Source organism: Aquincola tertiaricarbonis (genome assembly GCF_000969605.1).
GTDB lineage: Bacteria > Pseudomonadota > Gammaproteobacteria > Burkholderiales > Burkholderiaceae_C > Aquincola > Aquincola tertiaricarbonis.
Genome location: NZ_JZUE01000004.1, coordinates 91,634 through 102,428 on the forward strand (window position 1 = coordinate 91,634; position 10,795 = coordinate 102,428).

General features: G+C 72.4%; 11 protein-coding genes. 1 reads left to right on the forward strand and 10 read right to left on the reverse strand.

The features are described 5' to 3' along the window. Entirely contained in the window at window positions 1–2,508 is a 2,508-nt protein-coding gene (locus VO99_RS06215; protein WP_052736126.1) for an ATP-binding protein, read from the reverse strand. Window positions 2,509–2,514: 6 nt separating this feature from the next. Further along, window positions 2,515–2,943 (reverse strand): VOC family protein, encoded by a 429-nt coding sequence (locus VO99_RS06220; protein WP_046112140.1) that lies wholly within the window; start codon window positions 2,941–2,943, stop codon window positions 2,515–2,517. Window positions 2,944–3,090: 147 nt separating this feature from the next. On the opposite strand from VO99_RS06220, the gene VO99_RS06225 reads away from it, so the two are divergent. Beyond that, window positions 3,091–3,483: a hypothetical protein gene (locus VO99_RS06225; RefSeq protein ID WP_157039463.1), complete on the forward strand. Its 393-nt coding sequence runs from the start codon at window positions 3,091–3,093 to the stop codon at window positions 3,481–3,483. A gap of 6 nt (window positions 3,484–3,489) precedes the next feature. Here the strand turns inward: VO99_RS06225 and VO99_RS06230 are convergent, their stop codons facing one another. The 8 genes from VO99_RS06230 to VO99_RS06265 form a co-directional block, all read right to left on the reverse strand. Then, a complete protein-coding gene (locus tag VO99_RS06230) occupies window positions 3,490–3,891 on the reverse strand; it encodes a RidA family protein (protein WP_046111957.1) in 402 nt (133 codons plus the stop codon). Between the two features lie 115 nt (window positions 3,892–4,006). Then, window positions 4,007–4,948 (reverse strand): cupin domain-containing protein, encoded by a 942-nt coding sequence (locus VO99_RS06235; RefSeq protein ID WP_046111958.1) that lies wholly within the window; start codon window positions 4,946–4,948, stop codon window positions 4,007–4,009. Beyond that, entirely contained in the window at window positions 4,945–6,198 is a 1,254-nt protein-coding gene (locus VO99_RS06240) for a Zn-dependent hydrolase (protein WP_046111959.1), read from the reverse strand. Before VO99_RS06240 ends, VO99_RS06235 begins: the two co-directional genes overlap by 4 nt. Then, the gene (locus VO99_RS06245) at window positions 6,198–7,103 is read right to left on the reverse strand and encodes an alpha/beta fold hydrolase (RefSeq protein WP_046111960.1); all 906 of its coding nucleotides are present in this window, start codon (window positions 7,101–7,103) and stop codon (window positions 6,198–6,200) included. The genes VO99_RS06240 and VO99_RS06245 overlap by 1 nt, the downstream gene beginning before the upstream one ends. A gap of 13 nt (window positions 7,104–7,116) precedes the next feature. Continuing rightward, window positions 7,117–8,253, reverse strand: a complete 1,137-nt coding sequence (locus VO99_RS06250; RefSeq protein ID WP_046111961.1) for a pyridoxal phosphate-dependent aminotransferase — start codon at window positions 8,251–8,253, stop codon at window positions 7,117–7,119. 12 nt (window positions 8,254–8,265) lie between these two features. After that, a complete protein-coding gene (locus VO99_RS06255) occupies window positions 8,266–9,099 on the reverse strand; it encodes an SDR family oxidoreductase (protein ID WP_046111962.1) in 834 nt (277 codons plus the stop codon). Window positions 9,100–9,152: 53 nt separating this feature from the next. Continuing rightward, window positions 9,153–9,899: a GntR family transcriptional regulator gene (locus VO99_RS06260; RefSeq protein ID WP_083440401.1), complete on the reverse strand. Its 747-nt coding sequence runs from the start codon at window positions 9,897–9,899 to the stop codon at window positions 9,153–9,155. Between the two features lie 20 nt (window positions 9,900–9,919). Continuing rightward, the gene (locus VO99_RS06265) at window positions 9,920–10,783 is read right to left on the reverse strand and encodes a TauD/TfdA dioxygenase family protein (RefSeq protein WP_046112142.1); all 864 of its coding nucleotides are present in this window, start codon (window positions 10,781–10,783) and stop codon (window positions 9,920–9,922) included. Window positions 10,784–10,795: the final 12 nt, after the last annotated feature.

Sequence of the window (10,795 nt, forward strand, 5' to 3'; positions counted from 1 at the left end):
TCACGCCGGGGCGACGTCGCCGGCCAGCAGGCGGTCCGCGGCCTCGGCGCTCAGCCGCTCGCCGCGCTGCATGCCGGCCTGCAGCGCCGCCTCGCCCGACTGCGCCACCACGAGGCGCTGCGCCTCGCGCCACGGCGCATGGTCGTCGGCAGGCAGGCTGGCGCCATGGCGGGCCAGGCTGGCGCGGTGGTGGCCCAGCAGCATGGCGGCCACCTGCATGCGGCCCTGGCGCGCGGCCAGCAGCGCCAGCACCTGCAGGATGTCCAGCACGTCGAAGCGCCGGCACCAGGCCAGCGCATCGGCGGCGCAGGACTGGGCCTCGTCCAGCCGGCCCAGGCCGATCAGCGCATTCAGCCGCTGCACGCGGTTGTGGGCGCCGATGGCGCTGGGCACCGCGGTGTCGTCCAGCTCGCCCAGCCGCTCCAGCGCCTGTGCGAAGCGGCCCAGCCCGACGAGGGTGGCCACCAGGTTGCTGCGCGCATTGGCGGCCACCTGGTGCAGGCCGGCGCGTTGCGCCAGATCGGCCTCGTCCTGCTGGTGCGGCCAGGCGGCCTCGAAGTCGCCACGGCGGCGGTACTCCAGCGCCAGCGTGCCGCTGAACACCACCCGGCAGCGCGGCGGCCAGTCGGGATGGGCGTCCAGCAGTGCCTGGGCCTCGCGGCGGGCGGCATCGAATTCCTGCTCGTCCAGCAGCCGCGAGCGCAGCAGCGGCACCAGGCTCCAGAACAGGCCGCTGGCGTCGCCGCGTTCGCGCTCGATGGCGCAGGCCTGGCGGGCCGCCTCCACGGTGCGGGGCCCGCGCACGAAGGACTGGAAGCGCGCCAGCTCCCGCCACCAGGCGGCCCGCTGGCCGGCGTCGATGGCGGGGCCGGCGACCAGCGGCTCGCAGGCCTCCACCCAGCCGGCGGCCTCGGCCAGCCAGGGCGTCCAGGTGGCCACGGCGCTGGCGGCCAGCGTCAGCCTCACCGCCGCGGCCGGATCATGCGCGCGGGCCCAGGCCAGGGCCTCGGGCACGTTGCCCAGCTCCTGTGCGGTCACCGCATCCACCTGGCCCGCCGGGGCGGCGGCCATGGTCGCCGCCAGCGCCGCCACCACGCGGGCCTGCACCCGGTCGCGCTCGCCGCTGGCGTCCAGCTGCTCCAGCGCATAGGCGCGCATCGTCTCCAGCAACCGGTAGCGCGGCGGCTCCTGCTGCAGGCTGGCCACCAGCGAGCGGTCCACCAGCTCGGCCAGCAGGTCGATCACCTGCCAGCGGTCATCGCCCTCGTCGCCGGCCACCGCCACTGCCAGCTCCAGCGAGAAACCGTTGGCCAGCACCGCCAGCCGGCGCAACGCGCGCTGCGCCGGCGGTGGCAGCAGGTCGTGGCTCCATTGCAGCGCGGCGCGCAGCGTCTTGTGGCGGGCCGGCGCATCGCGGCGGCCGCGGCGGAAGGCAGCCAGCCGCTCGTCCAGCGCGGCCAGCACGCCCGGCAGGCCCAGCAGCGGCACCATCGGCGCCGCCATCTCCAGCGCCAGCGGCAGGCCGTCCAGGCGGTTGCACAGGCGCCGCAGCAGCGGCAGGCCCGAGGCGTCGACGCGGAAGCGCGGGTCGGCGGCCCGCACCCGCTCCAGCAGCAGTTGCACCGATGCGGCCGCCAAAGCCTCGTCGTCGCTCAGTGTGTCGGCCGGCGGCGGCAGCGGGTCCAGCGGCTGCACCTGCTCGGCGGCGATGCGCAGCGGCAGCTGGCTGGTGACCAGCAGCGCCAGCCGCGGCGCGGCCTCGCGCAGCAGGCCGGCCAGTTCGGCGACGGCATCCACCAGGTGCTCGGCGTTGTCCAGCACCAGCAGCATGCGGCCGCCGTCCAGCGCGGTGGCCAGGGCGGCGCGGAACGGGTCGGCCGGCTCCGGCGCGCCGATGCCCAGCGCGCGGCACAGCGCCCCGGTCAGCTGCGCGGCATCGCCCAGCGCGGCCAGGTCGACCCAGGCGGTGGGGCCGGCGGTGCGCCGCGCCACCACCGCGCGGGCCAACGCCGTCTTGCCCACGCCGCCGGGGCCTACCAGCGTGATGCAGGCACCGGGCTGCAGCGCGGCTTCCAGCCGCAGGCGGTCCGGCTCGCGGCCAAAGAGCTGGAAGGGCTCGGCCGGCGCGGCGGCGGCCGGCGTGCCGGCTGCGGTGGCCAGGGCGGGCGCGTCTGCCTGGGCCGGCAGGCTGTCGCCCGCCGCCGGCGCCGCCCGCAGCGCCGCGGTGAAGCGGTAGCCGCGGCCGGGCACGGTGGCGATCAGCTCGTTGCCGATGGCCTTGCGCAGCGCGGTCACCTGGGCGGCAATGTTGTTCTCCTCCACCACCAGGCCGGACCACACGCGGTCGAGCAGCTCGCCCTTGGTCACCAGGCTGCCTTCGCGCCCCGCCAGGGCCAGCAGCAGGTCGAAGGCCCGCGCGCCCAGCGCCACCGGCTCGCCATCGCGCAGCAGGCGGCGCTGCAGCGGCTGCAGCTCGAAGCGGTCGAAGAACAGCGGGGATGCCGACATCGGCCGCTAGAAGTCGATCTGCACCGAGGCGGCGCTGCGGCGGGCCTTGCCGTGGAACACCGCCTCGATGTTGTTGCCGTCGGGGTCGAGCACGAAGGCGGCGTAGTAGCCGGGGTGGTAGTCGCGCGGGCCGGGTGCGCCGTTGTCGGTGCCGCCATGGGCCAGCGCGGCCTGGTGGAAGGCCTGCACCATCGCTTCGTCGCGCGCCTGGAAGGCCAGGTGGTGGCGGCCGGTGAGCCGGCCCTGGGCGCTGTCGCTGTCGGCACTGGAGACGAAGAGTTCGTCGGCCCAGAAGTAGTCGGCGCCCTCGCCGCCCATCGGCACCTGCAGCGCCGCCAGCACCGCCTGGTAGAAGCGCCGGCTGGCGGCCAGGTCGCGCACCACCAGGTGCAGGTGGTCGATCAGCCGTCCGCGGTGCAGTTGCTGCGTTTCCATCTCCAAGCACTCCTTTGAAGAGGCGGCGATGTTGGCACACCCGGCTGCCGGCCCGCCCGCGGCACGGCGATCTCCGCAATGCGGACGAGGCGCTGCGCGCCCACGCTTCCTAAGCTGGCGCGGCCAATACAACCGCCGGAGCCCCCGATGAACACGACGCTTCCGATGCAGGCGATGGCAGGCGCGGCCTGCCTGCTGGCCGCCCTGCATGCACCACCCGCCAGCGCCCAGCCGACCGAGTTTCCGCCCGATGCGGTGCCGCTGACCGAAGCCTCGCTCGATGCGCTGGCAGGCAAGCGCTACGTGGGCCAGACCCAGGGCGGCCATTGGCGGCAGATGGACTTCGGCCCCGACCGCAGCTACCGCGTGAGCTTTCGCAATGGCATCCTGGACGGCAAGCTGCGGCTGGAGGGCGACAAGCTGTGCCAGGACATGCGCAAGACCATCGAAAGCAGCTGCAACGAGGTGCGGGTGAAGGACAACCAGCTGTTCTACAAGCGCGTGTACAACGGCGAGGTGATCACGCTGGTGGCGCAGTAGGCCTCATCAGGTCGTGGCAACCTGCGGCAGCCTGGCGACCACCTTGATCTCGAACTGGAAGCCCGACAGCCAGGTGACGCCCACCACCGTGGCGGTGGGATACGGCGGCGGGCCCCAGAACTCGGCAGCCACGGCCCAGGCACGCTCGAAGTGCTGCGCCGGGTCCACCATGAACACGGTCACGTCCACCACGTCGGCGAAGCTGCAGCCGGCCGCGGCCAGGATGGCATCGAGGTTCCTGAACGCCAGGCGCACCTGCTCGTCCCGGTCGGGCTCCGGCGATCCATCGGGGCGGCTGCCCACCTGGCCGGAAACGAACAACAGGCCGTTGGCACGCACGGCCGGGGAATAGCGGTGCAGTTCGTACAGGGCGTGGCGCCCCGGGGGTGTGACGACGTCGCGGGTCATGAGGACCGTCCTTCTCGGGTGTTGCTGGAAGCAGCCACTCTAGAAGCCCGCGGCCCGCGGATAAACCGGCCAGGCGCACCATCACTTTTTGCCGCGGCCAAACAATGCGTGGCCTTCAAGCGCCCAGGAACTCGAAGCCCATCGTGCGGGCGTGGTAGTGCAGTCCGCCGTCCTGCACGATGAGGAAGCGCGCCTGCACGCCGCCGGCGTTGTGGTGGGAATGCGCTGCGCCCGGCGGCGTCACCAGCGTGCTCCAACGCTGCCAGCCGCAGGCCTGGCCGTCCACCGACGAATGGCAATGCTCGCCCTGCAGCACCAGCGTGATGGCGGCCGAGTTGTGCCGGTGGGGCGCCTGTTGCGCGCGCGGCGGCAGCGTGTTCAGGCTGAGCGTGAGCGACGGCATGAGGTTGCGCCGCGCCTGCTGCTGCTGCGACGAGAAGATGAGCGCATGGCCGGAGGTGCCGGCACCGGCCGCGGTGGCCGTCACCAGCGACAGCTGCCGCTCGATCTCGGCCGCTGGGTAGTGCACCGTGGCCACCGGCGACGCCTCGGCCGGGCCCGGCCGGGCGCCCTCCAGCGACAGCTGCGGCTGGTTGTCCACCATCCACAGCAGGGCGCCGGCCGCGCCGCCGTGCAGGCTGCAAGCGCTGCCGCCGGGCAGCAGGAACACGTCGCCCGCTTCGAAGCGCACCAAGTCCGCGCCGCCGCGGCACGCCCCGCTGCCACGGATCACGTAGCAGATCGCCGCGGTGGCAGGCAGGTCGAAGGCGAGTGCATCACCCGCGGCTACGTGGGCATAACGCGCGAGCATCAGCGGCGTGGTGGCCGGGCCGGCCTGTCCCATCGCGGCCGACTGGTCGCAGGCCCACCAGCCGCTGTGCGTGGCCGCCAGCGCCTGCGCCGCCACCGCATCGAACTGGCCGGCCGGCACCGGCGGCAGCTTCAGGTTGAAGGCGTTGCCGGAATTGAAGAAGCGCGCGCGGGCCTGGGCCTCGTCGGCGGGCGCCGCAGGCAGCTGCACCGGCATCGCGGCCAGGCTGTCGAAGGCCTGCGTCATGCGGCCTCCACGCCTGCCCGCGCTGCCAGCACCTGCAGCAGCACGTCGGCGCCGGCGGCCACATGGGCGGGCTCGGCCCATTCATGCTCGGCATGGCTCACGCCGCCGCGGCACGGAATGAAGACCATCGCACTGGGGCACAGCGGCGCCAGGTGCCGGGCATCGTGCCCCGCGGCCGACAGCAGCGCCATGCGCGGGTGGCCCAGCCGCTGCGCAGCGGCGTCGATCTGGGCCCGCAGCCCGGCATCGAAGCCGTTGCCCGGCGCATCGACCAGCGGCTGCACCTGCACCGTGCAGGGCGCCGCATGCGCCTCGCACAGCGCTTCCAGCCGGCGGCCGAGCAGGTCGAGCGTGGCGTTGTCGGGGTGGCGCAGGTCGATGCGCAGCAGCACCCGCTCGGGCACCACCGAAGGTGCGTTCGGCTCCAGCTTCAACTGGCCGATGGTGAACTTGACCGCCGCGTCGTGCCCGCCCACTTGCCTATACAACTCGGCCGCGACGCGGGTGAAGGCGGCCAGCGCATCGCGCCGGTCGGCCATGGCCAGCGTGCCGGCATGGCCCTTGTCACCCTGCAGAACCACCTGGTAGGTCTTCTTGCCCTGGATGCCGCTGACCACGCCGATCACCCTGCCTTCGGCCTCCAGCAACGGGCCCTGCTCGATGTGCGCCTCCACGTAGGCCTGGGCCGCGAAGCCCAGCCGCCGGCGCCGCAGCGCAGGAAAGGCCGCATGCAGCGCGTCCAGCGCATCGGCCACGCGCATGCCTTCGGCATCGGTGGCCTCGCGGATCTCCGCCAGCGGTCGCACACCGGCAAAGGCTTCCGAGCCCATCATGCCGGGCGCGAAGCGCGAGCCCTCCTCGTTCATCCAGGCCACCGCCACCAGCGGCGCGCGGGGCCGCAGGCCGCGTTCAGCCAGCGTGGTGAGCGCCTCCAGTGCGGCCAGCACGCCGTACACGCCGTCGAACGGACCGCCGGTCGGCTGGCTGTCCAGGTGGCTGCCGCTCATCACCGGCAGCGCCGACGGATCGGTGCCCGGCAGCGTGAGGAAGAGGTTGCCCGCGTCGTCGGTGCTGGGCTGCAGGCCGGCGGCCTCGGCCCAGCCGATCACCACGCGCCAGGCTTCGATCTCCTCGGCGCTCAGCGCCTGGCGGTTGACGCCGCCGGCCGGCGTGCCGCCGATGCGGGCGAGCTGCATCAGCCGGTCCCACAGCCGGGCGCCGTCCACCCGCAGGTTGGCCAGCGCCGCCATCAGTCGGTCTTCATGATCTGGCTGGGCAGCGCGCGGGCGTCGCGCACTTCCCAGCGGCCGGCTTCCACCTGGGCGAAGAACTCGGCCAGCAGCGCATTGAAGGCCGCCGGTTCTTCCAGGTTGAGCGTGTGGCCGGTCTTGGGCATCACCGCCAGACCGCAGGCCGGGATGGTGCGCTTGAGGAAGATGCCCGGCTGCAGGCAGTGGTCGTCCTCGTCGCCCACCACCACCAGCGAAGGCACCGGCATGCGCGCGATGTCGCCCTGCAGGTCGTAGATCGACGGCCGGCGCGCCTGCACGCCGCGCATGGTGTTGGCCGCGCCCAGCGCATCGTGCTGGCCCAGCCAGGTGGCGAATTCCTGCCAGCCGCGCGGGTCCTTGTTCTGGAACTGCACCCGGCTGGCGCCGATGGCGTAGGTCCTGGCGAAGGTCTCGCTGCCCTGCCGCTCGAACTGGCGCGCCACTTCCAGCGACACGTTGCGGAAGTAGTCCTCGTGCTCCTTCTCGGCGCCGTAGCCGGCCCCGGCGATCACCAGCGACAGCGCGCGCGCCGCATGCCGCAGCCCGAAGTGCAGCGTGGCGAAGCCGCCCATCGACAGGCCGACGACATGGGCCTTGTCCAGGCCCAGCGCATCCATCACCGCGGCGATGTCGTCGGCCGCGGTGGCCTGCGAGTAGCGCTCCATATCGGCCGGCACGTCCGAAGGCGGATAACCGCGCGCGGCGAAGCTGATGCAGCGGTAGCGCCGCGCGAAGAAGCGCATCTGCGGCTCCCAGCTGCGGTGGTCGCCGCCGAACTCGTGCACGAAGACGATGGGCGTGCCGCGGCCGGCGGATTCCACGTGCAGCCGCACGCCGTCGGGCGTGATGGCGCTGTGGGTGGACAGGGCGAGGGTGTCGGTCATGCGGCCTCCTGCATCAGAACAGCGCGGTGGTGGCCGGCAGGCTGCGCGCCCGCTCCACCGCCTGCGGCAGCGCCTCCACCAGCGCCTGGGCCCAGGCGGCCGGCACGGTGGTCGAGATCTTCACGAAGCGGTGGCCGAAGCGCGGCGTGTGGTACGCGCCCTGCCGCACCATGATGCCCTGCTCTCCCATTGCGGTGACCAGCGCCTCGGGCGTGATGCCGGCGTCGATGCACTCCACCACCAGGAAGTTGGCCTGCGTGGGCGCCATCGGCACATGGAAGCCCGGCAGCCGGCGGAAGGCCTCGGCGATCACCACCTGGTTGGCCCGCTGCTGCGCGCCGATGTGGGCCATCCACTCGCCCTTGACCGCCAGCCCCGCCAGCGCCGCGCGCTGCGCGATGACGCTGGCGCCCAGCGGCGCCTGCGAATGCGGCAGGATGCGCGCCAGCAGGTCGGGCGTGGCCACCAGCGCGCCCAGCCGCAGCCCGGCCAAGCCTAGCCACTTCGAGAAGCTGACGATGGTGACCGTGCCCTCGGGGTAGAAGCTGGAGGCCAGCGTGTGGCTGTCGGCGAAGTCGCGGTAGGTGCAGTCGTGGATCAGCACCGCGCCCAGCGCCTTGGCCCGCTCCGCGAAGGCGCGGATCTCGTCGGCGGTATAGGTGGTGCCCAGCGGGTTGTTGGGGTCCACCAGGTAGATCACGCGGGTGTTGGCATCGGTGGCGGCCACCAGCGCATCCACGCTGAGCTTGTAGCCGTGCTCGGGGCCGTAGATCGGGATCTCGGTGATCACCGCGCCGGCCTTCTGCGCAAATTGCAGCGGCCACTTCCAGCCCGGGTCGGTGGTGACGAAGCCGCCGCCCGGCGTGCAGAAGGCCCGGCAGGCCAGCGCCAGCGCGGCCACGGCGCCGTCGGTCACCACCGCGGCATGGCCGGGCAGCTCCAGGTCATCGACGATCGCGCTGCGCAGCGCCTCGATGCCCAGCGGCGGCGCATAGGCATGGAAGCTCTCGTCGTCGATGGCCTCGTGCAGCGCGGCGCGCACCGCAGGATGCATCGGAAAATGGTTGGTGTTCTGGCCCAGCCACTTCAGCTCGGGGTTGCTGAACAGCCGGTCGAAGTACTGGTTGCGGATGTCCGCTTCACTGCTCATCGTGATGCCCTCTCAGGCGGCCAGCTGGCGGGCCTGCTCGGCCAGCTGGGCCTTGCGGCTGGTCTTGATGATGCTGCCGCGCGCCGCGATGCCACCGTCGATGGTCACCACCGTGCCGGTGATGTAGGCCGCGCGCGGCGAGGCCAGGAACACCATCAGCTCGGCCACCTCTTCCGGCTCCGCGGGGCGGCCGCCGGGGTAGTTGTCGAACAGCTCTTCCCAGCGGCCTTCGTCGCCGAAGTTGTCGAGCGCGCGGCGCTTCATCAGCTTGACCATGCGGTCGGTGGCCACCGGGCCGGGGTTCACACCCACCACGCGGATGCCGTCGTCCAGCGACACGCCGCCCAGCGCGCGGGTGAAGGCCATCACCGCCGCATTGCCGGTGGAGCCGGCGATGTAGTTGGCGTCCCAGTTCTCGCCCGAGTTGCCGATGTCGTTGACGATCACGCCGCGGCCGCGCTGCTTCATGCGGGCATAGATGTGCTGCGTCAGCTCCATGTAGCCCAGCACCTTAAGCTGGAAGCCGCGGCGCACTGCGGCAAAGTCCAGCGACTCGATCGGGCCCGAGGGAATGTCGCCGGCGTTGTTCACCAGGATGTCGATGTCGCCCACCGCGGCGGCCAGCGCGGCCATCGATTCGGGCGTGGCCAGGTCCATCGCATGCACGGTCACGCGCACGCCGTGGGTGGCGGCGATCTGCGTGGCGGCGGCGTCCAGCGCGGCGCCGTCGCGCGCGGCCAGGTGGAGGTGGCAGCCTTCGGCAGCAAAGGCGTGGGCAGCGGCCAGGCCGATGCCCTTGGAGGCACCGGTGATCAGCACGGTGTGGCCAGCGAGGTCGAGGTTCATGGACGGAACTTCCTGTGTCGAGCGGGAAAGGGAATGGAGGGCGCGGGCGGCGGTCAGGCCGCGTCCGTGTCGGTGCGGGACAGCGCGGCCACGAGGTCGACGATGTCGTCCTCCAGCAGGCTGACGTGGTCCACCGCGGCGCTGAAGGCCGCGGCCGGGTCATTGCGGTCGATGGCCGCGAGGATGGCGGCGTGCTCGCCGATGGTGGCGCTCATGCGCCCGGGCTGGAAGGTGACGTGGCGGCGGTACACCCGCACCCGCTTGCGCAGCGCACGGGTCTGCTCGGCCAGGTATTGGGTGTTGGAGGCGTCGTACAGCGCGTCGTGGAAGTCCTGGTTCACGTCGTAGAAGCGCGAGTGGTCGCCCGACTCCAGCACCTGCACCAGCTGCTGGTGCAGGCCCGCCAGGCGCTGCTTCTGCGCCGCGCTGGCACGCCGCGCGGCGTACTTGGCGCACAAGCCTTCCATGACCGCCATCATCTGGAACATCTCGATCAGCGTGGGCAGCGGCACCACGGCCACGCACACGCCGCCGCGGCCGCGCAGGTCGACCAGGCCGGTGCCGGCCAGCGCCTTCAGCGCCTCGCGCACCGGGGTGCGGCTGACCTGGAAGCGCTCGGCCAGCTCGGCCTCGTCGAGCCGCGCGCCGGGCTTGAGCACGCCGCTGACGATCAGGTCCTGCAGCGTTTCCTGCAGCTCGTCGCTCAGCGTGACCGAGCGGTCGCGTAGGCGGCCGCGGGCCGGCACGGTGGGGATGATCGGCAGCGGTTCGGCGGCGGCGCCTGTGTTGTCGTCACTCATGGGCGGGTCGCAGCGTGGTGTCAGAAGGGCCGGTCGCCCGCCACGGTGGTGCGGTGCATCACCCGGCGGTGCTTGTGGTCGTCGTAGGGCGTGGCGCAGTGCATCGTGCTGCGGTTGTCCCAGATCAGCAGGTCGCCCGCCTGCCAGCGGTGGCGGTAGCTGAAGCGCGGGTCGATGGCATGCGCGTTCAGCTCGGCCAGCAGCGCGGTGCTCTCGTCGGCCGGCAGGCCGTCGATCTGCTTGACCACGTCCTGGCCCACGTACAGCGACAGGCGGCCGGTCTCGGGGTGGGTGCGCACCAGAGGATGCTGCACGTCGGGCACGTCGGCGCGCTGTTGGTCGCTCAGCGGCTGGCGGTCGGCGAAGGCCTTGCCGTAGTAGTTGGCGTAGGAGTGCGTGGCCTTGAGGTGGCGGATGCGCTGCTGCATCGCGGGGTCCAGCGCATCCCAGGCGGCATGCATCGACGCGAACAGCGTGTCGCCCCCCTCCGGCGGCACCTCCACCGCGTACAGCAGCGCGCCCAGCGAGGGTTCGGCCTTGTACGACAGGTCGGAGTGCCAGTTCCAGCCTTCCTTGTGGTTGCCGATGGGCTTGCCGCCCTCGGTCACGTTGGACAGCACGTAGATCTCGGGGTGCTGCTGCTTCAGGAACTGCGTGAGCACATGGCCCAGCAGCGTGCCGAAGCGGCGCGAGAAGGCCACGTGCTGGCCCTCGTCGATCTGCTGGCCGCGGAACAGCAGCAGCGAGCGCTGGTTGAGCGCATCGCGCAGCACGGCGAAGTCGGCATCGCTGACCGGCTCGCGCAGGTCGATGCCGTGCACCGCGGTGCCGATGAAGGGGCTCAGGTTCTCGAGCTGCAGCGTGGAGGAGGTGGCTTGTGGCATCACGGTCGGCAA

Bases quoted from the DNA above. Each gene is read 5' to 3' on its own strand.
- VO99_RS06215 (WP_052736126.1), bottom strand. From the start codon at position 2,508: ATGTCGGCATCCCCGCTGTTCTTCGACCGCTTCGAGCTGCAGCCGCTG.
- VO99_RS06220 (WP_046112140.1), bottom strand. From the start codon at position 2,943: ATGGAAACGCAGCAACTGCACCGCGGACGGCTGATCGACCACCTGCAC.
- VO99_RS06225 (WP_157039463.1), top strand. From the start codon at position 3,091: ATGAACACGACGCTTCCGATGCAGGCGATGGCAGGCGCGGCCTGCCTG.
- VO99_RS06230 (WP_046111957.1), bottom strand. From the start codon at position 3,891: ATGACCCGCGACGTCGTCACACCCCCGGGGCGCCACGCCCTGTACGAA.
- VO99_RS06235 (WP_046111958.1), bottom strand. From the start codon at position 4,948: ATGACGCAGGCCTTCGACAGCCTGGCCGCGATGCCGGTGCAGCTGCCT.
- VO99_RS06240 (WP_046111959.1), bottom strand. From the start codon at position 6,198: ATGGCGGCGCTGGCCAACCTGCGGGTGGACGGCGCCCGGCTGTGGGAC.
- VO99_RS06245 (WP_046111960.1), bottom strand. From the start codon at position 7,103: ATGACCGACACCCTCGCCCTGTCCACCCACAGCGCCATCACGCCCGAC.
- VO99_RS06250 (WP_046111961.1), bottom strand. From the start codon at position 8,253: ATGAGCAGTGAAGCGGACATCCGCAACCAGTACTTCGACCGGCTGTTC.
- VO99_RS06255 (WP_046111962.1), bottom strand. From the start codon at position 9,099: ATGAACCTCGACCTCGCTGGCCACACCGTGCTGATCACCGGTGCCTCC.
- VO99_RS06260 (WP_083440401.1), bottom strand. From the start codon at position 9,899: ATGAGTGACGACAACACAGGCGCCGCCGCCGAACCGCTGCCGATCATC.
- VO99_RS06265 (WP_046112142.1), bottom strand. From the start codon at position 10,783: ATGCCACAAGCCACCTCCTCCACGCTGCAGCTCGAGAACCTGAGCCCC.